At 49.6% G+C, this 20,115-nt stretch carries 22 protein-coding genes; 19 read left to right on the forward strand and 3 right to left on the reverse strand.

Annotated features, from left to right (window positions below):
* Positions 1 to 30 precede the first annotated feature (30 nt).
* The 7 genes from L3J94_02935 (at position 31) to L3J94_02965 (ending at position 5,808) form a co-directional block, all read left to right on the forward strand.
* Positions 31 to 693, forward strand: a complete 663-nt coding sequence (locus L3J94_02935; GenBank protein ID MCF6217710.1) for a pseudouridine synthase — start codon at positions 31 to 33, stop codon at positions 691 to 693.
* Positions 694 to 725: 32 nt separating this feature from the next.
* Positions 726 to 1,979 (forward strand): lytic murein transglycosylase, encoded by a 1,254-nt coding sequence (locus L3J94_02940; GenBank protein MCF6217711.1) that lies wholly within the window; start codon positions 726 to 728, stop codon positions 1,977 to 1,979.
* A 163-nt stretch (positions 1,980 to 2,142) separates the two neighbouring features.
* Positions 2,143 to 2,973, forward strand: a complete 831-nt coding sequence (locus L3J94_02945) for a flagellin FliC (GenBank protein MCF6217712.1) — start codon at positions 2,143 to 2,145, stop codon at positions 2,971 to 2,973.
* 70 nt (positions 2,974 to 3,043) lie between these two features.
* Positions 3,044 to 3,442: a flagellar protein FlaG gene (locus tag L3J94_02950; GenBank protein ID MCF6217713.1), complete on the forward strand. Its 399-nt coding sequence runs from the start codon at positions 3,044 to 3,046 to the stop codon at positions 3,440 to 3,442.
* 44 nt (positions 3,443 to 3,486) lie between these two features.
* Entirely contained in the window at positions 3,487 to 4,866 is a 1,380-nt protein-coding gene (fliD, locus tag L3J94_02955) for a flagellar filament capping protein FliD (protein ID MCF6217714.1), read from the forward strand.
* A gap of 203 nt (positions 4,867 to 5,069) precedes the next feature.
* The gene (gene fliS / locus L3J94_02960) at positions 5,070 to 5,498 is read left to right on the forward strand and encodes a flagellar export chaperone FliS (protein ID MCF6217715.1); all 429 of its coding nucleotides are present in this window, start codon (positions 5,070 to 5,072) and stop codon (positions 5,496 to 5,498) included.
* Positions 5,491 to 5,808 (forward strand): flagellar protein FliT, encoded by a 318-nt coding sequence (locus L3J94_02965; protein MCF6217716.1) that lies wholly within the window; start codon positions 5,491 to 5,493, stop codon positions 5,806 to 5,808. Before fliS ends, L3J94_02965 begins: the two co-directional genes overlap by 8 nt.
* 20 nt (positions 5,809 to 5,828) lie before the next feature.
* Here L3J94_02965 and L3J94_02970 read toward each other — a convergent pair whose 3' ends face one another.
* Complete coding sequence (locus L3J94_02970) at positions 5,829 to 6,206, reverse strand: response regulator (GenBank protein ID MCF6217717.1); 378 nt, start codon at positions 6,204 to 6,206, stop codon at positions 5,829 to 5,831.
* A 394-nt stretch (positions 6,207 to 6,600) separates the two neighbouring features.
* On the opposite strand from L3J94_02970, the gene rpe reads away from it, so the two are divergent.
* From rpe to kbl, 8 genes are all read left to right on the forward strand, one after another.
* Positions 6,601 to 7,293, forward strand: a complete 693-nt coding sequence (gene rpe, locus L3J94_02975) for a ribulose-phosphate 3-epimerase (protein ID MCF6217718.1) — start codon at positions 6,601 to 6,603, stop codon at positions 7,291 to 7,293.
* Between the two features lie 96 nt (positions 7,294 to 7,389).
* Positions 7,390 to 8,061 (forward strand): phosphoglycolate phosphatase, encoded by a 672-nt coding sequence (locus L3J94_02980; GenBank protein ID MCF6217719.1) that lies wholly within the window; start codon positions 7,390 to 7,392, stop codon positions 8,059 to 8,061.
* 93 nt (positions 8,062 to 8,154) lie between these two features.
* Positions 8,155 to 9,651, forward strand: coding sequence for an anthranilate synthase component I (trpE, locus tag L3J94_02985; GenBank protein MCF6217720.1), 1,497 nt, complete (start codon positions 8,155 to 8,157; stop codon positions 9,649 to 9,651).
* A 191-nt stretch (positions 9,652 to 9,842) separates the two neighbouring features.
* Entirely contained in the window at positions 9,843 to 10,457 is a 615-nt protein-coding gene (locus tag L3J94_02990; GenBank protein MCF6217721.1) for an aminodeoxychorismate/anthranilate synthase component II, read from the forward strand.
* Positions 10,454 to 11,470: an anthranilate phosphoribosyltransferase gene (gene trpD, locus L3J94_02995; protein MCF6217722.1), complete on the forward strand. Its 1,017-nt coding sequence runs from the start codon at positions 10,454 to 10,456 to the stop codon at positions 11,468 to 11,470. The genes L3J94_02990 and trpD overlap by 4 nt, the downstream gene beginning before the upstream one ends.
* A gap of 30 nt (positions 11,471 to 11,500) precedes the next feature.
* On the forward strand, positions 11,501 to 12,304 hold the full coding sequence (gene trpC, locus L3J94_03000) for an indole-3-glycerol phosphate synthase TrpC (protein MCF6217723.1): 804 nt from the start codon (positions 11,501 to 11,503) through the stop codon (positions 12,302 to 12,304).
* A 38-nt stretch (positions 12,305 to 12,342) separates the two neighbouring features.
* Positions 12,343 to 13,377, forward strand: a complete 1,035-nt coding sequence (gene tdh, locus L3J94_03005) for an L-threonine 3-dehydrogenase (GenBank protein ID MCF6217724.1) — start codon at positions 12,343 to 12,345, stop codon at positions 13,375 to 13,377.
* A 54-nt stretch (positions 13,378 to 13,431) separates the two neighbouring features.
* Positions 13,432 to 14,628, forward strand: a complete 1,197-nt coding sequence (kbl, locus tag L3J94_03010) for a glycine C-acetyltransferase (GenBank protein ID MCF6217725.1) — start codon at positions 13,432 to 13,434, stop codon at positions 14,626 to 14,628.
* 71 nt (positions 14,629 to 14,699) lie between these two features.
* Here the strand turns inward: kbl and L3J94_03015 are convergent, their stop codons facing one another.
* Together L3J94_03015 and gloB are read right to left on the reverse strand one after the other, a co-directional pair.
* Positions 14,700 to 16,433, reverse strand: a complete 1,734-nt coding sequence (locus L3J94_03015) for a LysM peptidoglycan-binding domain-containing protein (GenBank protein ID MCF6217726.1) — start codon at positions 16,431 to 16,433, stop codon at positions 14,700 to 14,702.
* A 38-nt stretch (positions 16,434 to 16,471) separates the two neighbouring features.
* Positions 16,472 to 17,245 carry a hydroxyacylglutathione hydrolase gene (gene gloB, locus L3J94_03020; GenBank protein ID MCF6217727.1) on the reverse strand — a complete coding sequence of 258 codons (774 nt, stop codon included), beginning with the start codon at positions 17,243 to 17,245 and terminating at the stop codon, positions 16,472 to 16,474.
* 30 nt (positions 17,246 to 17,275) lie between these two features.
* On the opposite strand from gloB, the gene L3J94_03025 reads away from it, so the two are divergent.
* From L3J94_03025 to L3J94_03040, 4 genes are read left to right on the forward strand one after another with little or no spacing between them, the layout of a single operon-like run.
* Complete coding sequence (locus L3J94_03025; protein MCF6217728.1) at positions 17,276 to 18,091, forward strand: class I SAM-dependent methyltransferase; 816 nt, start codon at positions 17,276 to 17,278, stop codon at positions 18,089 to 18,091.
* The gene (gene rnhA, locus L3J94_03030) at positions 18,078 to 18,515 is read left to right on the forward strand and encodes a ribonuclease HI (GenBank protein ID MCF6217729.1); all 438 of its coding nucleotides are present in this window, start codon (positions 18,078 to 18,080) and stop codon (positions 18,513 to 18,515) included. Before L3J94_03025 ends, rnhA begins: the two co-directional genes overlap by 14 nt.
* A gap of 37 nt (positions 18,516 to 18,552) precedes the next feature.
* A complete protein-coding gene (dnaQ, locus tag L3J94_03035) occupies positions 18,553 to 19,299 on the forward strand; it encodes a DNA polymerase III subunit epsilon (GenBank protein ID MCF6217730.1) in 747 nt (248 codons plus the stop codon).
* Positions 19,300 to 19,311: 12 nt separating this feature from the next.
* Positions 19,312 to 20,067 (forward strand): hypothetical protein, encoded by a 756-nt coding sequence (locus L3J94_03040; protein ID MCF6217731.1) that lies wholly within the window; start codon positions 19,312 to 19,314, stop codon positions 20,065 to 20,067.
* The last annotated feature ends 48 nt before the right edge of the window (positions 20,068 to 20,115 follow it).

Raw genomic sequence — 20,115 nt, forward strand, 5'->3', positions numbered from 1 at the left:
TGAAAAACACCAGCTCCCTCCAACTCTCCGATGAATGATTTCTGTTATACACCTCCTGTGGACGATGGTTTGGATCTTATTTACCAGGATGACCAGCTGGTTGTTGTCAACAAACCGAGTGGGCTGCTCTCTGTGCCGGGACGGGGAGTGGATAAACAGGATTGTATGATTTATCGTGTGCAGCGCTGCTTTGCCGATGCGTTGACCGTACATCGCCTGGATATGGCGACATCGGGTATTCTGATTTTAGCACGAGGTAAAGAGGCGCATCGGCTGCTCAGCCATGCTTTCCAGACACGGTGTGTTGAAAAACAGTACACCGCTCTTATTGCGGGCAGGCCGGATGCCGAGAGTGGTGAAATTAACTTACCACTTATTTGTGATTGGCCAAATCGTCCGCGACAGAAAGTAGATCATGAAGCGGGAAAACCCAGCTTAACCCGTTACCACTCCCTCTCTTATGATGAGACCTTAGAGGCGACACGTGTTGCCCTATCACCCGTTACAGGTCGATCCCACCAGTTGCGGGTGCATATGTTATCCCTAGGCCACCCTATTTTGGGGGACTCCCTTTACGCGCCGCCTGATATTAAGATGAAAGTGCCGCGCCTCCAACTGCACGCCAACGAACTCGTTATTCAACACCCCACCTCGAGAGAACGACTACGGCTCAGTTCAGAGCCGCCGTTTTAATGGGTCAAGATAATAAATTGTGATAATGTGAAATGATGATAGTAAAGCGACGTAAAAACTCAACCATTCCAATCGTGCTATTTTTTATAGCACTGCTTTTTAGTAGTGCGGTCTATAGCAAATCTGATGTGAATAGTGAAATCTCTTTTGCAGAGTGGCTGGCTGATCTGCGCGACGAGGCGCTTCGCGAGGGCATTTCAGCCGAAACGGTCCAGCATGCTTTAACCGACCTGAGTGTGGTGGAGAAGGTGGTGGCACTCGACCGCCGCCAGCCAGAATTCACTCAGACCTTTTGGTCTTACCTGGATGCTCGTATAACCAACTGGCGTATCCAGCGCGGCAAAAGCATGTTGAAAAAACATGCCAAACTGCTTTCTGAAATAGAGCAGCAGTACGGTGTTCCTGCACGCTATTTGGTTGCTTTTTGGGGTATGGAGACCAACTACGGCAACTATCTTGGCAACCACTCAACGATCGCTTCACTGGCAACATTGGCATATGACCCTCGGCGTAGCACATTTTTCCGTAAACAGTTGATTGATGCGCTGCGTATTATTGATCAGGGGCATGTGAAAACTGAAAACATGGTGGGTTCATGGGCTGGAGCGGTGGGGCACCTACAATTTATGCCGAGCACTTTTTTGCAGTATGCCGCCGATGGCGATAATGATAACCGTATTGACCTATGGGGGAATCTGCCCGATGTTTTCTCCTCAGGTGGTTTTTATCTAAAGAGTATCGGTTGGCGCTATGGCGAGCTTTGGGGGCGTGAAGTACGCCTGCCCCCAGATTTTAACTGGCAACTGGCCACCTTAAAAAACCGTCAAACGGTTGATTATTGGCGCTCACAAGGTGTTAGCAAAGCGGATGGCCGCCCACTGGCAAAAGATAAAACATTGGGGGCGATTATTCTACCCCAAGGCGCAGCGGGCCCGGCTTTTCTGGTTTATGATAATTTTGATGTCATTATGGATTGGAATCGATCGATTAAATATGCAATTGCGGTGGGGCACCTGGCTGATCGTCTAATCGACCTGCCCGAGTTGAAGGGTGGTCGAAATGCCGATAATCGCCCCTTAAGCTTTGATGCGGCAAAAGAGATGCAGCAGCGCCTCAATGAACTAGGCTTTGATGCAGGAACACCCGATGGCATCGCAGGTCGAAAAACCCGTGAAGCAGTGCGCAGTTATCAAGCATCTACAGGGCGGGTAGCCGATGGGTTTCCTTCGGTTTCGATCTTGGAAATGCTGCGTGAACAGCAAGGTACAGGTAACGCTAAAGAGTAGAGGCGTGCTTTTTTATAAAAAAACTAAAGGAACTTATTGCCCGGGACGTTAGGTGAACTGGGAGCGGTAAATATCTTCGAAAATGTTGAAAGATATATCCGCTAAGCACAATCTAGATGAGGCGATACCCGTGGATATTGGGTAGGTCTTGGGAGATACTAAAATGGCTCTATCAGTTCAAACCAATGTAATGTCACTTTCCGCACAGCGCGCACTTGCTAATACCGATAGCATGTTGAGCACCTCCATGACACGCCTTTCGACTGGACTACGTGTGAATAGTGCCAAGGATGATGCCGCAGGTCTTGCGATTGCTGAACGTATGAATGCCCAAGTAAAGGGTATGAATGTGGGTATTCGTAATGCATCGGATGGTATCTCCATGGCGCAAACCGCTGAGGGTGCGCTGGGTTCAATGGGTGATTTAATGCAGCGCATGCGTGAATTGTCTGTACAGTCTGCCAACGGCACTAATAGCGCAAGTGACCGCGCCAATCTGGATGCGGAATTTCAGGCGCTTGCCTCTGAGGTGACGCGTGTAATTACCTCTACTGAATTCAATGGAAAGGCTATTTTGGGTGCGGATGCTGGTGCATTTAACTTCCAGGTGGGGGCTAACAACCAGGCGGATAATCGGATTGTAGTCACCACCTCTAACTACACGTCTGCGGGAACGATTACTGCTGTAACGGGTGGTGATATTACGACTTCTGCAAATGCGGCGACTGCGATGGATAATCTTGATGCAGCAATTGATACCATTACCAGTACACGGGCCAATTTGGGTGCGGCACAAAGTCGAATGGAGTCTGCAATTAATGTGTTACGTATCAACTCTGAAAATCAGGAGGCTGCACGTGGCCGTATAATGGATGCCGATTTTGCATCTGAAACAGCTACTTTGACCAAAGGTCAGGTGTTACAGCAAGCGGGCATCGCGATGTTGTCACAGGCCAACCAGTCCTCACAAAGTGTGTTGAGCTTGTTACGGTAGCTGATAGGGTGATACCCCCAATGTTTTTGGGGGTATCGTTTAGTTTCGATGTGAAAAAAGGACAATGAGCATGAATATACCTACGCAGTTGCCATTGGATCCATCAAAAATCACTACCACGCCTCAGCCGAATCAACGCGTTCAAAGCACCGAGCCTAATCAGGCAAGCAGACCTCAGGAAACACCGCCTTTATCACCACTCAGCGAGGTGAAAAAGGCTGATGATCGCGGTGATGTAAAAAAAGAGAGCGATGCACTCGATGATGTGGTTAAAAACTTAAATGATCATATCCAGCAGTACCGTCGTGAATTACAGTTTCAGATTGATGATGAGAGTGGACGCACCGTTGTTAAGGTGATGAATGTTGAAAATGGTGAGGTGATTCGCCAGATGCCTTCGGAGCAGGTGTTGGCCATGTCACATCAGCTCTCTGAGATAACGGGAACAATGTTCCAGGAGAAAGCCTGAATGCTCTGTAAGGTTCAGATTTTCTGTTTTGGAGGTGAGATGTCATGATTAGTGCTCCAGGTATCGGCTCCGGCCTCGACGTGACGGCCATTGTTAATGCGATGATGGGCGTTGAGCGGGTTCCACTGCTGCGTCTTGAAGATCGAAAGCAGAGTTTTGAGGATCAAATTAGCGGCTACGGCACACTTCGCAGCGCGTTGGATGATTTCAAGGCGGCAATGGATGACCTCTCCAGTCTGGACAAGTTTGAAATTTATAAAGCAAGCTCCAGTGACGAGGGTGTCACTACTGCTACGACTGATAGCGATGCAACGGCAGGCAGCTATCAGCTGACGGTCGATCGTTTGGCGCAACCGCATAAAATGGGTTCTGCGGGCATGGTGGCACCCACCACTACTTTTGGTGGTGCCGATCCGTTGGATGCGCTTAATATAACCGCAGGCAGCAGTACCTTCTCCATTAATACCTATAATGGCGGTGCTGGGATGACCTTGGCAGAGATAAGCGATGCCATTAACGCAGATGCCGATAACGACGCCGTCTCGGCAACTCTTATTACCGGCAACAACGGTGAGCAGCAACTGAGCCTCACCTCAAAAAATAGCGGTTATGATGAGCGTATTCAGGCCAGTTATGCGGGTTCTGGAAACACCTCAGCACTCGGCTTGGCCACATTAAATGATGATCCTGACCTTTCAGGTACGCCCTTGGCTGATTTGAGTAAGCTGGACGCGCTATTTTCAGTTGATGGAGTTGCCGGTATCACTCGAGCTTCGAACTCTATCAATGATGTTATTGGTGGTGTTACGCTGGAATTGACCGGTGTGGGCAGTAGCCGGGTTGATATTGCGAACGACAAAGATGAAGTAAAAAAATCAATTGAGGGGTTTGTCTCTGGCTACAATGACCTTTTGACTAAAGTTGACCAGTTGGGTGCTGTTGACACGGGGAAGCTGGCGGGTGACAGTTCACTGCGCAGAGTCGTTTCAGAATTTCGCGGTGAAATTAATACCGCTGTGGCCGGCGGCAACTTAACGATGCTCTCCGAGGTGGGGGTTACAACCAACAAAGATACCGGAAAGTTAGAGCTGGATGCTGCAGATTTTGATGCGGCTATTGCAAATAATTTTTCTGATGTGGCGCACCTGTTTGGCAATGCCACCGATGGCATTGCTATGCGGCTTGCCGATTCTGCAGATCTGATGCTTCAATCCAGTACCGGGCTTATCGATATCCGCTCAAATGGCTTGCAAGAGAGTGTTCGGCGACTGGATAATAACATTCTCCGCCTGGAAGCGCTGCTCGAGACTCGGGAGCAAAACTACTTCAATCAATTCAGCACGCTGGATGGATTGGTTGCAAAAATGAATTCAACAGGCGCTTATCTGACCGCTCAATTGGGTGCAATGTCGAATAACAATTAGTGTTTTTTACGGGTGATTCTGTTCGACTCTGTGATCTTCATGCGGAGAAAAATATTCTTTGAGGTAACGAATTTCGATAGGGTGCTATCCTGAAATGTGCATGTTTTTTCGGGGTAAATCAAAAGCTCATATGAGAGCTGCCTAGACTCACAGAGTGCATGGGCTCTCTTTCTTGGTTAAAAATAACTTACTGGGGAAGCTTAATGTCATTTCCAAATGCAAGAAAAGGCATCAATCAATACAGTCAGGTTGGTACCTCTTCAGGGGTCGAATCCGCATCTCCCCACCGCCTTATACAATTGCTGATGGAAGGTGCCCTGGATAAATTAGCGGCGGCAAAAGGGTTTGTCGAGCGTGGAGATATTGCTGAAAAAGGGCGGTTTATCTTCTGGGCAATCTCGATTATTGGCGGTTTACGGGGTAGTTTGGATATGGATAAAGGGGGTGATATTTCTCAGAACCTTTACTCTCTTTACGACTATATGGAAAGGCGACTGGTCGAGGCCAATCGCAATGACGATATTGCGATGATTGATGAGGTGATTGACCTGTTACGGGAGGTCAAGGTGGGATGGGATGATATTCCCATGGCGCTAAGAGATGGCCCAGCGCAGGTGGCTCATAGTGAGTGAAAAGTTACAGCGACTGCTCGATGCTGAAAAAGTGACTGAAAAAATGTATGCGTTGGTAGTTGAGAAAGAGTGGTCGGCAATGATGTTATTGCAAGACGAGCGCGATAAAAATTTAAAAGAGTACGACCTGTTGCCTGTTATCGATGCGGAGCGGCAGTTGATACAGGTTGCACTGCAGCGTATCGTAACGCTCGATGAAAAGTTGCGTGAATTAACCGAAAACTCTTTACAACACCTTTCCGAGAGGATTGGTGACTTTAATACCTACCGCCGAGCACAAAAAGCCTATCTGCAAAATTCGAGTAGCTGAAACCCTTCTGTTTTTACTCTTTATCTTCCAAGAGGTCCACCTGACATTTTTGATGTTGCAGCTGTAATCAGCTCCATTAGTTTTGATTGGGTGCAGGGTTTTTCAATAAAGGTATCCTGCGGTCGGTGGAGACAATAGTTTCGGTGCGTGACACCGCTAGAGGTGAATATAAATACGATATGTGGTTGGTGGCTTCGTATCAAATCGGCCGCAGCGATGCCGTTTAGTTCCGGCATCTCAATGTCGATAATTCCGAGTTGATAGTGATTGCTTTGGTAGGCCAGCGTTACGGCCTCTAGGCCATCGCGTGCACAGTCAAAAGTGAAGCCAGCTTCTGATAGCCAGTGGCTGAGTAGTGTTAGCGTGAGGCAGTCATCTTCTACGAGTAGTATTTTCATGAATTCCTCTATAAAGTACCTATCGATCCGGTATTGCCAGCAAAAGGCAGAGCCGATAACCAAGGCTTGTTTCAGAGACCCTGAAGATACCATGAGCCGCGACGCTATACACGCACCGATAATTCCTGTTTCCAGGGTAGAGGTCTGCGCGCTTCTCAACTTGTTGATTCCACGGTAATATAAAAATAGTCGCCGACCTTGCGGATACAATCAATATCTTTTTTAGCTTCTAAACCTGCCTGTTTTACTTGGTATTCTGCCTTTCTATCACGATCTGAATAAGATATCCGCAGCGAAGGGCTGAAAAGATTGTTCAAATCGGGTAGAGTTGGCGCTCGAATTTTTGCTGAATGTAAACAGGGTGTTTCGCACCGCAACCTAAGAGGTTTTAACCATGGCTGATTTTAAAATTGCTCCCTCAATCCTCTCTGCTGATTTTGCTCGACTGGGTGAGGAGGTAGACAATGTACTTAAATCGGGTGCTGACATCGTTCACTTCGATGTAATGGATAACCACTATGTGCCCAATTTAACGATTGGTCCGCTGGTATGTGAAGCGCTGCGTAAACATGGCGTTACTGCAGATATTGATGTTCATCTGATGGTGAAGCCGGTTGACCGGATTATTCCTGATTTTGCCAAAGCGGGGGCAAGTTATATCACCTTCCACCCAGAAGCATCCGAGCACGTTGATCGTACCCTTCAGCTGATTAAAGGCGAAGGGTGTAAGTCGGGTTTGGTCTTTAATCCAGCCACTTCACTCGATGTATTGAAACATGTGATCGATAAAGTGGATATTATACTGCTGATGTCAGTTAACCCCGGTTTTGGCGGTCAGAGCTTTATCCCCGCTACACTGGATAAACTGCGTGAAGCGCGCAAAATTATTGATGAGTCGGGCCGCGATATTCGTTTGGAGATTGACGGAGGCGTTAAGGTCGATAATATCCGTGAAATCGCTGAAGCAGGCGCTGATATGTTTGTGGCTGGGTCGGCAGTATTCGGCGCACGAAATACAGCAGATGCCAATGATTACGACACCGTTATGGCGGCTTTCCGTGCCGAATTGGCTAAAGTAGCCCGGTAGCTTATCGACAGGCGTTTCCCGCTAAAATATTGTTGAACACCTAGGTGCCATCGCTAGATGGCGAAGTGGGAGCGCCCGCATGATCAGGATTAAGTTATGATTAATAAGCCAGAGATGGTTTTGATTGATGTGGATGGTACGCTGGTCGATTCGGTACCCGACCTGGCTTACTGCATTGATGAAATGATGCAGCAGCTTGAGATGCCACCACGTGGTGAGACGGCTGTTCGCGATTGGGTAGGGAATGGGGTTGAACGTTTGGTGCGACGTGCACTGGTCAATCAGCTGCAAGGCGAGCCTGATGAGGCACTTTTTCAGCAAGCTTACCCGATTTTTATGGCGCTGTATGCTGAGAATAGTTGCCAGAAAAGCTACCTTTATGAGGGCGTTCGTGAAGGGATAGATTGGTTGAAAAGCCAAAATATCCGACTCGGCTGTGTGACCAATAAGGCGGCGCAGTTCACCCTGCCTATTTTGAAAAAACTGGCTGTTTTTGATGATTTCGAATCGATCATTTGTGGTGATACCCTTGCAGAGCGAAAGCCACATCCACTACCGCTGCTGCACTCTGCTGAGGTGTTGGGCGTAGCCCCCGAAAAAGCACTGATGATTGGCGATTCAATCTCAGACGTAAAGGCAGCGCGTGCCGCAGGTTTTGGTATTATCTGTATGAGTTATGGTTATAATCACGGTGCTGATATTCGTGATTCAAATCCCGACCTGGTGATCGACTCCATGGCGCAACTGGCTAATGTTATAAAGGCGTGAGAATGAGACAGGTCATGACACTAAAAGAGCGATGGTAAAGCCCGTTTGATTTTGGGTTTCGGTATTCATCTTACTATTTAGTGGTAACCAACAATGGCACAACAACAGTTTCAATCGCTGCGTAACAAACGTTTTAAACGCACTCCAGTAATGCGCGAAATACTTGCTGATCTGGAGACCCCGCTGAGTGTTTATCTGAAATTGGCCCATGGGCCATACTCCTATCTGTTTGAATCGGTACAAGGCGGTGAAAAGTGGGGGCGATACTCTATGATTGGCCTCCCCAGTCGCACCGCTTTTCGTATCCATGGTCATCAAATTTCGATGATTGAGGATCAGCGAGTGATCGAGACCATCACCGTTGAAGACCCACTCACTTGGGTGGAAACATTACAGGCAAGTTTTGAGGTGAGTGAAGTGGCGGGATTGCCACGATTTACCGGTGGCCTGGTTGGCTACTTTGGTTATGATACGATCCGCTATATCGAACCGAGGCTCAAAGCGTGCCCAAACCCCGACCCACTGAATAATCCAGATATTCTGCTGGCACTCTCGGAAGAGGTGGTGGTGTTCGATAATCTCAGTGGTAAAATGTACATTATTGTCCATGCGGATCTGGATCAGCCAGATGCTTTGGGCCTGGCCGAACGTCGCCTGGATCACCTGGTTGGTAAGATGGGGGAGGCGGTTCCCAGCCACTGTTCCGAACGGCTCGATACGGTTGATGAGGATGACTTTGTTTCAGGCTTCACCGAGCAGCGTTTTAAGGATGCCGTTGAGGTGTGTAAACAGTATATCGCCGAGGGTGATGTCATGCAGGTGGTGCTTTCACAGCGCCTCTCTGTGCCTTTCAAAGCGCGTCCGCTAGATCTTTACCGTGCACTTCGCAGCCTCAATCCATCACCCTATATGTACTTTATGGATTTAGCTGATTTCCACATTGTGGGCTCCTCTCCCGAAATTTTAGTGCGTCTGGAAGAGGGAGAGGTGACCGTGCGCCCCATTGCTGGCACACGCCCTCGTGGCACCACGGAAGAAGAAGATCAGGCCTGGGAGAAAGAGTTACTGGCCGACCCCAAAGAGCTTGCAGAGCATCTGATGTTGATTGACCTTGGCCGTAATGATGCGGGGCGCATCGCCGAGACTGGGAGTGTTAAACTCACCGAAAAAATGAAGATCGAGCGCTACTCTCATGTCATGCACATTGTCTCTAATGTGACCGGTATTCTGAAAAAGAACACCTCACCAATGGATGTGCTGCGTGCCACATTCCCGGCGGGCACAGTGAGCGGTGCGCCAAAAATTCGCGCAATGCAGATTATTGATGAGCTAGAGCCGGTTAAGCGAGGTGTTTATGCGGGTGCGGTGGGCTACCTCTCCTGGAGTGGTAATATGGATACCGCGATTGCCATTCGCACCGCAGTCATTAAGGATCAACAGCTCCATATTCAAGTGGGAGCTGGCGTGGTGCACGACTCCATTGCCAAATATGAGTGGAAAGAGACCATGAACAAAGGGCGTGCTGTCTTTAAGGCCGTCGAAATGGCCACTGCAGGACTTGATGGCCATCGTAAAGGAAGTTCTGACTAAGTCTGGATGAATTTAGACTGAGAGGGGGTTGCTCTCGTTTGTTTTGAAATGCGCAGCAATAGTCGCCCTATTGGTGCCTTTTTGGGGTGAGTGAGGGTAATTTCAGTCAGCATAAAATATTCATGACGTGTTCAGATCCTCCATAAATAATTGAAAAACGTCTTTACGTTTCTATCGCGGAAGCTGATTTAATGCTGTTAATGATCGATAACTACGACTCCTTCACCTACAACCTGGTGCAATACCTCGGTGAGCTGGGTGCTGAGGTGGAGGTGTACCGTAATGACCAGATTACCCTGCAACAGATTGAGGCAAAAAAACCGGATCATTTGATGATTTCCCCCGGCCCCTGCACACCCAATGAAGCGGGTATCTCGCTGGCGGTGATTGAACACTTCAAAGGAAAGCTGCCGATATTGGGTGTCTGCCTTGGGCATCAAAGTATCGGCCAGGCTTTTGGTGGCCGCATTATCCACGCCGGTCAAATTATGCATGGTAAAACCTCACCGGTTAAACACCGGGATGTTGGGGTGTTTAAGGGGTTGAAAAACCCGTTACAGGTGACACGCTACCACTCACTGGTCATTGATAAAAGCGCACTGCCGGAGTCTCTGGAACTGACAGCCTGGACAGAGACAGCGGGTGGTGAACTTGAAGAGATCATGGGTGTGCGCCACAAAAAATATATGATTGAAGGGGTGCAATTTCACCCGGAATCCATTCTGACTGAGCAGGGGCATGAGATGCTGGATAACTTCTTGCAGCAGAAATCAGGCATGCGCCCGGTAGGGGAGATCAAAGCGTGAAAATGCAGCAGGCGATTCAAGCCGTAATTGATAATCACGACCTGACCCGAGAGGAGATGGTCGCCACCATGCGTCTGATCATGACGGGTGAAGCGACACCGGCACAGATCGGTGGTTTTCTGGTTGGTTTGCGTATTAAGGGCGAAACGGTCGATGAGATCACAGCAGCGGCCACCGTGATGCGCGAGCTGGCAACACCGGTCTCCATTGCGGGTGACCACCTGGTCGACACCTGCGGAACCGGTGGTGATGGTGCTAAAACTTTCAACATCTCCACCGCTTCCGCCTTTGTTGTTGCCGCCGCCGGTGGGCAGGTAGCGAAGCATGGCAACCGCTCCATCTCCAGTAATACCGGCAGTGCCGATGTGCTGGAGGCCGCCGGCGTAAAATTGGATATCACCCCGCAGCAGGTGGCACAGTGTGTGGATGAACTTGGGGTTGGTTTTATGTTTGCCCCGGCACACCACGGAGCCATGAAACACGCCATTGGCCCACGCAAAGAGATGGGGGTTCGCACCCTGTTTAATGTACTTGGCCCGCTTACCAATCCGGCCGCAGCACCTAACCAGGTGCTAGGTGTTTTTGCCGAGCCGTGGGTTGAGTCGTTAGCACAGGTATTGAAGCAGTTGGGCAGCCAGCATGTACTGGTGGTGCATGCGGTTGATGGCCTGGATGAAATCTCCATAGAGAGCCCAACCCGTGTGGCAGAGCTTAAAGATGGCACGATTAACGGCTACACCATTACCCCCGAAGAGTTTGGCATTGCACGGGGCAAAATAAGCGAGCTTGCAGTTGACTGTGCCGACCAGAGCCTGGCAGTGATCAAAGCGGTACTGAATAACGAGCTAGGCCCTGCCCGTGATATTGTGGTGCTGAATGCCGGTGCCGCGATCTATGCCGCAAACCTGGTCGACACCCTTGCAGAGGGTGTCGAAAAGGCGGCTGAAGTGATTGCATCGGGTAGAGCACGCGCCAAGCTGGATGCATTGGTTACCCTGACAAACACCTTCTAAACCTAGCCGAATAATGGTGGCCGACACGCTATGAGTAATCCCCCCGATATATTAAAGAAAATCATTGCCCGCAAAAGGCAGGAGATCGCAGAGCGCAGTGCGCGAGTCGCCATCGATACACTCAGAAAACAAGCCGCCAGCGCATCTTCTCCCCGTGGTTTTGTTCGGTCAATTCAAACCAAATTAAATGCCGGGCAGGCTGCGGTCATTGCCGAGATAAAAAAAGCTTCACCCAGCAAAGGGGTGATTCGCGAAAATTTTATACCGGCGGAGATTGCCCGCAGTTACGAAAAAGGGGGGGCGGCTTGCCTCTCTGTTCTAACCGATACGGACTTCTTTCAAGGCCATGAACGCTACCTGCAACAGGCCCGTGATGCCTGCAGCCTGCCGGTGATTCGTAAAGACTTTATTATTGACGAATACCAGGTAGTTGAAGCACGGGCAATCGGCGCGGACTGTATTTTATTGATCGCGGCGGTGCTCGATGACAAGCAGTTGGCTCAGCTGGCTGAGTCAGCGAGCAGACTGGCGATGGATGTGTTGATTGAAGTACACGATGAAGCGGAGTTACAGCGAACCCTGCCACTCAACCTGCCCTTGATCGGAATTAATAACCGCAACTTGCGTACCTTTGATGTGAGCCTGCAAACCACGCTGGATATGTTACAACAGATACCTGACGACCGAATTGTAGTGACAGAAAGTGGCATAGTTGATCAACAGGATGTGGCTCTGATGCGTGATCACCAGGTGAATGCTTTTCTGGTTGGTGAAGCCTTTATGCGTGCGGATCAGCCAGGTGAAAAGTTGGTAGAGCTGTTTGCGACACCCTAACACCCCTTAATGAGTAGTGAGGTTCGAGCATGGAGACGATGAAAGCGCTGGTTAAACGCGAGGCTCAGCAGGGGTTGTGGATGGAGGATGTGCCGCTGCCAGAGGTGGGCAATAACGATGTGCTGGTGAAAATTCAAAAAACAGCGATCTGTGGTACCGACATCCATATCTATAACTGGGATGAGTGGGCGCAAAAAACCATTCCAGTGCCGATGACCATTGGCCACGAGTTTGCCGGTGTGGTGGTGGAGATGGGCGCCAACGTGGAAGATATCAAGATCGGTGATGTGGTCTCGGGAGAGGGGCACATTGTTTGTGAACGGTGTCGCAACTGCCTGGCAGGGCGGCGACACCTCTGCCCCAATACCATCGGTATCGGCGTGAACCGTACCGGCTGCTTTGCTGAGTATCTCTCGATCCCGGCAAAAAATGTATTCAGACCCAATATTAAAATCCCTACCGAGGTGCTGGCCTGTTTTGACCCTTATGGTAATGCGGTGCACACAGCGCTCTCTTTCAACATGGTGGGCGAAGATGTCCTGATCACCGGTGCAGGGCCGATTGGTATCATGGCCGCCATGGTGGCGACACATTGCGGAGCGCGCAATGTTGTGATTACCGACCTCAACCCATATCGGCTCGACCTGGTAAAAAAAGTGGCACCCAGAGTGATCCCGTTAAATGTTAAAGAGCACACCATCAGCCGCGAGTTTATGCGTAGCCTGGGTATTCTCGAAGGGTTTGACGTGGGCCTGGAGATGTCAGGGTCACCCCATGCGTTTAAAGATATGCTGAGCAAAATGATCAATGGTGGCAGTATCGCCATGCTGGCCATCATGCCCAATGGAACGGGTATTGATTGGGATCAAGTGGTCTTTAAAGGGTTAAATATCAAAGGCATCTATGGCCGCGAAATATTTGAAACCTGGTACAAGGGTGTCATGATGGTTCAAAGCGGCTTGCCGCTGGAGAAGATTATCACCCACCGCTTTCACTACACCGACTTCCAAAAAGGGTTTGATGTTATGCGCTCTGGGCAGTCGGGCAAGGTTGTGCTGGAGTGGTGCGATTAACAAGCGAATGCCTTTGTACAAACAGATGCAAAGGCCTCTAACGGGGTAATTACCATGGCCTATAAAAGTGCACAAAAAAGTCTGGCAAAAGATCTAGCAGAGATACAAGCGGCTGGGCTATGGAAGACCGAACGTATTATCGCCTCAGACCAAAAAAATGACATCACCCTGGCGGATGGCCGCGAAGTGGTCAACATGTGCGCCAACAACTACCTTGGTCTGGCTAATAATCCTGAAGTGATTCAAGCAGCCAAACAGAGTTACGATCAGTGGGGCTTTGGCCTCTCCTCAGTACGCTTTATCTGTGGTACCCAGAGTATCCACAAAGTGTTGGAAGATAAAGTGAGTCAATTCCTCGGCATGGAAGATACCATTCTCTACGCCGCCTGCTTTGATGCCAATGCCGGGTTATTTGAAACCCTTTTGACCCATCAAGATGCAGTGATCTCCGACGAATTAAATCACGCCTCGATTATTGATGGCGTCCGGCTCTGTAAAGCAGCCCGCCACCGCTATAAAAACAGTGATATGCATGATCTTGAGCTGAAGCTAAAAGAGGCAAAAGCAGCCGGAGCGCGGCGGATACTGATTACTACCGATGGTGTTTTTTCGATGGATGGCACCATCGCGCAGCTTGATAAAATCTGCGATCTGGCTGATAAATATGATGCAATGGTTCACCATGATGATTGCCACGCGGTCGGGTTTATGGGTAAACAAGGCCGTGGTGTGCATGAGTATTGTGGCGTAATGGATCGGGTGGATATTATAACCGGCACCTTTGGTAAAGCACTGGGCGGCGCTTCCGGTGGCTACACCTCGGGACGTAAAGAGATTATCGACATGTTGCGTCAGCGCTCTCGTCCTTACCTGTTTTCCAACACCGTGGCACCGGCTATCTGTGCCGCATCGATTAAAGTGTTAGAGATGCTCTCGGCATCAACGGCACTGTGTGATCGACTGGAAGAGAATACACGTTACTTCAGGGCCGGGATGCAGGCAGCAGGGTTTGCCATTGCGGCGGGCGAGCATCCCATTGTCCCTGTCATGCTGGGTGACGCTCAGCTAGCGCAAAAAATGTCACAACGGCTTCTGGAGCGCGGAATTTACGCCATCGGTTTCTTTTTTCCGGTCGTACCCAAAGGGAAAGCGCGCATCCGCACCCAAATCTCAGCCGCCCACACCAAGGCCGACCTAGATAAAGCGATAACCGCTTTTTCAGAAACCTATGCAGAGCTGGTTACGCCGTGAAATCTGTAAGTCTCCTCCGGGAGAAGTGGACGCTATAACACCAAAATGGAGCTTGTCCAGCAGGTGGTGGGCTAGCTCCCCGATTGGCGGGTGACATCAACATAGAGCGTGATGCGCTGTCCTGGTTGTAGGTATTTTTGGGTGTTGAGGCTGTTCCAGCGTTTTAAGTCGGCCACGGTTACGCTAAATTTTTGTGCAATCCGCGAGAGGGAGTCTCCTTGGCGGACTCGGTATTTTATGTTTTGTAGCGGTGTGCCGGGCCCGTTGTTGAACTGTATTGTCAGTGGTGGCTTGCTGCTCCAGATGACCAGTTGTTGACCTGGTTTTAAGGGGTCCCTAGGGGCCATGGCATTCCACTTTGCAAGCGCTTTGACCTCAACTTTATGTTTTCTCGAAATATCCCATAGTGTGTCACCACCTATTACGGTATGGGTGACCTTATGGCCATCCCGTTTGCGTTGCTGGATGGTTTTTTTGCGTATCTCAGCTGTTTGACGGTAGCTGTTCAGGTTGCGCGTTGCGGTGGGTACCAGAAGATGTTTTCCGGCGCGAATCATGCTGCCACTGATCTTGTTGCTCTCTTTTAATAAATCAACACTGGTTTGATACTTTTTGGCGATCAATAGCAGGCTTTCTCCCGGCTGAATGATATGGCGTACCCATTTTACCCGTTTATTTTCAGGGAGTTGCGATAAAGCTTGGGTAAATATCGTCGCGTTTTCCTTGGGTAGCAGCAGGTAGTGAGGGCCAGCGGGGTCTGTCGCCCAGCGATTGAAGCCGGGGTTGAGGTTGTAGAGATGGTCGGTGCTGAGTTCGGCCAATTCGGCGGCGAGGGCAAGGTCAATTTGGCCACCGGTCTCGACTTTTTCAAAGTAATGTTCATTCGGGATAGAGGTGAATTTAACATTAAAAGCATCAGGCTTGGCGACAAGATTGCTCAGTGCCAGCAGTTTTGGCACATAGCCTTTGGTCTCTTTGGGTAGGTCCAGATTCCAGTAATCGGTGGGTTTTCCTCTGCTCTTGTTTTTGCGAATAGCGCGTGAAACAGTGCCTGAACCCGAGTTATAGGCGGCAAGGGCGAGCAACCAGTCACCATCAAACGTTTTATGTAGCCGCTGTAGATAGGTGAGCGCTGCTATTGTGGATGCGTAGACATCGCGTCGGCCGTCATACCACCAGTTCTGTTTTAGACCAAAGTACTCTCCGGTGCTGGGTATAAATTGCCAGATGCCTGCGGCACGTCCATGGGAGTAGGCGAAGGGCAGGAAGGCGCTCTCAACGATGGGTAGCAGGGCGATTTCGCTGGGCATACCACGCGCCTCAACCTCTTCGAGAATAAAGTGCAGATAGGGGTGTGCGCGCTCAGTAACCCGTAGTAGATAGTCCGGGTGTTTTGCATACCACGCTTGGTCAGCTTTTACGCCGGGGTGGTCGCTATCGGGTAGCCCATAGTTTTGGCGCAAACGGTGCCAGAGATCTGTCGGCTCGATTATGGTGGGCGCTTGCTCTGCGATGGTCACATCGGCTATGGCGGCGGGTGTGGGCAGGCTCTCTTGAGCGTCAGTCAGTTCGGGAATCAGTGGCTCTAGTGGCTCACGTAGTGCCTCACTCCCCGGTTGTTTGCTGATGTAGTGAATGGACTCAATATTGCTCTCTTCGGGCTGCTCGGTTTGAACCGTCTTGCTGATCGGGTCTAAGGGTGTGTCACTCACTTTTTCAGGCGCTGTGATACATCCATTGAGTAGCAGTAGGCTACTGGAAAGGGCTATTAACTTGAGTGAAATTTTATGCGTTGTTTGTAGCAAAGTGATATTCCATCAATGTGAATCAGGGGATTTTGTGCTCAGTCTAAATCGTCTTTCCATTTGCGTACAGCGGCAAATACTTCGACTGGGTGGGTTAACGCTGTTTTACTATAGTTTGATGCGGCTTTAATCAGTAGCGGGCTGTCCCAGCGGAGAAAGGGGTTGGTCTGCTTTTCAACACTTAACTGACTGGGTACGGTGGCTTTTCTTTCAGTGCGAAGCTGCTGTACTTGCTGCAGTCGCTGCGTGATTGCGCCATTGTCAGGTTCGGCAACCTGTGCAAAGGTCAGGTTGGCGAGAGTATATTCATGTGCACAATAGATCAACGTTTTGTCAGGTAAGGCTCTAATTTTCTCCATAGCGTGTTGCATCTGTGCGGCGGTGCCCTTAAACACTCGCCCGCACCCCCCTGCAAACAGTGTATCGCCGCAAAAGAGTCTCTCGTGACCATAATAGATGATGTGTCCTACGGTGTGGCCCGGCGTATCAATGACTTGGAATGTAGCCGCTATTTCGCTGATTGTAACCTGCTCTGCCCCTTTTAGCGGGTGAGTGACTCCATTGATATTTTCGTGGGCCGGGCCATAAACCGGGATCTCATAGTGTTGTGTAATGGCCGCAATGCCACCGGTATGGTCAGCGTGGTGGTGGGTGATTAAAATGGCCACAGGGATTAAATTATGCAATCGACAGTAGGCGATCACCCGCTCACCATCACCCGGGTCAACAATGGCCACTTGTGGATGCTGCTGATTGCCAATTAACCAGATATAATTATCTTCAAAGGCAGTAATAGGGTAAACCGTGAGCATAAGAGTGCTAATCTCTAATTAATCGAAGAGATGAAATTTTACGCAATGTATAACGCAATCAGCAAGCTAAAGTACCAAAATAAAACGTATCCATTGCGGCGTGATGCGCTGAATCACTGGTACGGTGGTTATACTGGGCAGCAATTTCTGGCACTGGTGCAGCCTCGCCTAGAGGCGCTGCTGGCGGATCTCTTTGGTTATTACCTGCTCCAGGTCGGTGGGCTGGGTAGTGTGGATCTGTTGGGTCAGAGCCGTATTAAACAGCGGATTATTCTCGATGATAGCAGTCGGGCGCACTCCCAGCCTTATCCGCTATTGCCGTGTGAAGTCGACAAACTCTCGATTGTGACCGACAGTGTCGATGTGGTGGTTTTGCCTCATACCCTTGAAATTCATGATAATGCCCATCAGATATTGCGCGAGGTGGATCGGATTTTGGTGCCTGAAGGGCACGTTTTGGTGATGGGATTTAACCCTTATAGTCTTTGGGGGGGCACGATGTGGCTGCAAAAAAATGTGGGTCGTTTACCGTGGCAAGGGCACTTTTTATCTCCAGGACGGGTGAAAGATTGGTTGAAGCTGCTGGGGTATGAGATCGAGCATATAGAGAGCTATTTTTACCGTCCGGCGCTTCGCCATCCGGTGTTGATGGGAAAATTGATGTGGCTGGAGCGCTGGGGTGCTCGCTACTGGCCTATTTTGGGTGGAGGCTATATCCTTGTGGCCAGAAAGCAGGTTTCAACATTGACCCCTATTCGCCCCCGCTGGCAGATGCGCCGTCGCCTTGGCGTATTAGGAACCGCCCAATCATCCATGCAAAGAGATAATGATAGTGAAGAGAGTTGAGTTGTTTACTGATGGTGCCTGTAAAGGCAATCCTGGCCCCGGCGGGTGGGGGGCGCTGTTACGATACGATAACAGGGAAAAACCGCTGTTTGGCGGCGAAAAGCTGACAACCAATAATCGTATGGAGTTGATGGCAGCCATTATGGGGCTTGAGAGTTTAAGTGAGGCGTGTGAAGTTTCACTGACCACCGATTCACAATATGTGAAAAACGGCATTAATGACTGGATTATAAACTGGAAAAAACGAGGCTGGAAAACAGCCAATAAAAAACCAGTAAAAAATGTGGACCTTTGGCAACGCCTCGATGCGGCGGTGGCACGTCACCAAGTGGAGTGGCACTGGGTGCGCGGCCATACCGGCCATCGTGAAAATGAGATAGCGGATGATCTGGCAAACAGAGGGATATCTGAGCTCCCTTCTTAATTCAGAGATTATTTAAGGCATCAGGACTTATACTATTATGCGCCAAATTATATTGGATACAGAGACAACCGGCATAGAGCCTAAATCGGGACATCGTATTATTGAAATCGGTTGTGTTGAGATGATTAACCGCCGTTTGACGGGGAATAACTATCATCAATATATTCAGCCTGAGCGAGAGGTGCCGCAGGAGGCGATTGAAATTCATGGTATTACCAATGAATTTTTGACAGATAAACCGCTCTATGGGGCGATTGCCGATGACTTTCTTCAATTCATCAAAGGGGCAGAGTTAATCATCCACAACGCGGCATTCGATATTGGTTTTATTAACCATGAGTTCAAATTGCTGAATGGTCAATTTACGGATATTCGTGACCACTGCACGGTGGTTGACACCTTGGCAATGGCACGTAAAAAACACCCAGGGCAGAGAAATAGCCTGGACGCCCTCTGTAAGCGCTACTTTATTGATAACACCAAGCGTGAGTTGCATGGTGCGCTGCTAGATTCGGAAATTCTCGCAGATGTTTACTTAGCGATGACCGGTGGGCAGCGCAACCTCTCGCTGGATAGCCAGGGTGATGATAATGCAGATACCATGGAGAGTGCTGATATTCAACGTCTAAAGCCTGGGCGGGCAGCATTGAAAGTGGTCACTGCGACAGCAAGTGAACTCGAAGAGCATGATAAGCAGATGCAGTTGATTGATAAAAAGAGTGGCAGCCAGGCAATATGGTTTCAATCAGAGGTGGATGGTGTCGATAGCAAGGTAGTTCATTAAGGATAAAAAAGCATGAAACTACCCGCAACACTGCCCGCCCGATTACGGGCGAGTGCAATCCACTTTGCTCTTAGCCTGGCTGTTTTCCTGGTACTACTCAGTTTGATTGTCTACGTCTGGTATCCCGATGCGCTGTTTTGGGTCGACGGCGGGGTTAGCGGGGTCCAAATCCTGATCGCAGTCGACTTGGTTTTAGGGCCGCTGTTAACCCTGATTATTTACAACCCCACTAAAACACGCCGCCATATTGTGATGGATTTCATGCTGATAGCGGCCATTCAGGTGGGTGCTTTGGCTTGGGGCGTTAACACCATATATGATCAAAAGCCACTGGCGCTGGTGTTTGATGGCAGTGCTTTTCAGGTTGTGGATAAGGATTATCTAGAGAAGCAGCAGGTTGATATCGGCTCCTTGAATAGAGAGGGTGCTCCACTGCCGTTGATTTACTACGCCCGCAAGCCTCAAACAACTGAAGAGGGTGCTGGGGTGGTGATACACCTGTTTATCAACTCGCTTCCCGAATGGGCTGTGGTGACACTTTTTGATCCACTTAAGCTTCATATGGCGGCACTGCAGGCAGCGTCTGACAAAGTGAAGCGCCGGTATCGTGACAATGAATTAGTCATGGCGCGTTACCACTCGATTTTATCAGGAAACCCGTTAACTGAAGATGACTCATTGCTGCTACCGCTCAGTGGCCGCTTTGGTGACGGGTTGATTGTGTTGGATCAGTCGGGTGCCGTGCTGGGAAGCTTTCGTGTTGAGTGAACGGTGGTCAATAAAATCCTCAAAATGAAAAACAGGATGCGTTAAGCG

Source organism: Gammaproteobacteria bacterium, from assembly GCA_021647245.1.
In the GTDB taxonomy this organism is placed as follows: Bacteria; Pseudomonadota; Gammaproteobacteria; order RBG-16-57-12; family RBG-16-57-12; genus JAFLJP01.

What these genes read in the sequence shown, in the direction of transcription:
- L3J94_02935 (MCF6217710.1), top strand. Translation starts at nt 31, where the DNA reads ATGAATGATTTCTGTTATACACCTCCTGTGGACGATGGTTTGGATCTT.
- L3J94_02940 (MCF6217711.1), top strand. Translation starts at nt 726, where the DNA reads ATGATGATAGTAAAGCGACGTAAAAACTCAACCATTCCAATCGTGCTA.
- L3J94_02945 (MCF6217712.1), top strand. Translation starts at nt 2,143, where the DNA reads ATGGCTCTATCAGTTCAAACCAATGTAATGTCACTTTCCGCACAGCGC.
- L3J94_02950 (MCF6217713.1), top strand. Translation starts at nt 3,044, where the DNA reads ATGAATATACCTACGCAGTTGCCATTGGATCCATCAAAAATCACTACC.
- fliD (MCF6217714.1), top strand. Translation starts at nt 3,487, where the DNA reads ATGATTAGTGCTCCAGGTATCGGCTCCGGCCTCGACGTGACGGCCATT.
- fliS (MCF6217715.1), top strand. Translation starts at nt 5,070, where the DNA reads ATGTCATTTCCAAATGCAAGAAAAGGCATCAATCAATACAGTCAGGTT.
- L3J94_02970 (MCF6217717.1), bottom strand. Translation starts at nt 6,206, where the DNA reads ATGAAAATACTACTCGTAGAAGATGACTGCCTCACGCTAACACTACTC.
- rpe (MCF6217718.1), top strand. Translation starts at nt 6,601, where the DNA reads ATGGCTGATTTTAAAATTGCTCCCTCAATCCTCTCTGCTGATTTTGCT.
- L3J94_02980 (MCF6217719.1), top strand. Translation starts at nt 7,390, where the DNA reads ATGATTAATAAGCCAGAGATGGTTTTGATTGATGTGGATGGTACGCTG.
- trpE (MCF6217720.1), top strand. Translation starts at nt 8,155, where the DNA reads ATGGCACAACAACAGTTTCAATCGCTGCGTAACAAACGTTTTAAACGC.
- L3J94_02990 (MCF6217721.1), top strand. Translation starts at nt 9,843, where the DNA reads ATGCTGTTAATGATCGATAACTACGACTCCTTCACCTACAACCTGGTG.
- trpC (MCF6217723.1), top strand. Translation starts at nt 11,501, where the DNA reads ATGAGTAATCCCCCCGATATATTAAAGAAAATCATTGCCCGCAAAAGG.
- tdh (MCF6217724.1), top strand. Translation starts at nt 12,343, where the DNA reads ATGAAAGCGCTGGTTAAACGCGAGGCTCAGCAGGGGTTGTGGATGGAG.
- kbl (MCF6217725.1), top strand. Translation starts at nt 13,432, where the DNA reads ATGGCCTATAAAAGTGCACAAAAAAGTCTGGCAAAAGATCTAGCAGAG.
- gloB (MCF6217727.1), bottom strand. Translation starts at nt 17,245, where the DNA reads ATGCTCACGGTTTACCCTATTACTGCCTTTGAAGATAATTATATCTGG.
- L3J94_03025 (MCF6217728.1), top strand. Translation starts at nt 17,276, where the DNA reads ATGAAATTTTACGCAATGTATAACGCAATCAGCAAGCTAAAGTACCAA.
- dnaQ (MCF6217730.1), top strand. Translation starts at nt 18,553, where the DNA reads ATGCGCCAAATTATATTGGATACAGAGACAACCGGCATAGAGCCTAAA.
- L3J94_03040 (MCF6217731.1), top strand. Translation starts at nt 19,312, where the DNA reads ATGAAACTACCCGCAACACTGCCCGCCCGATTACGGGCGAGTGCAATC.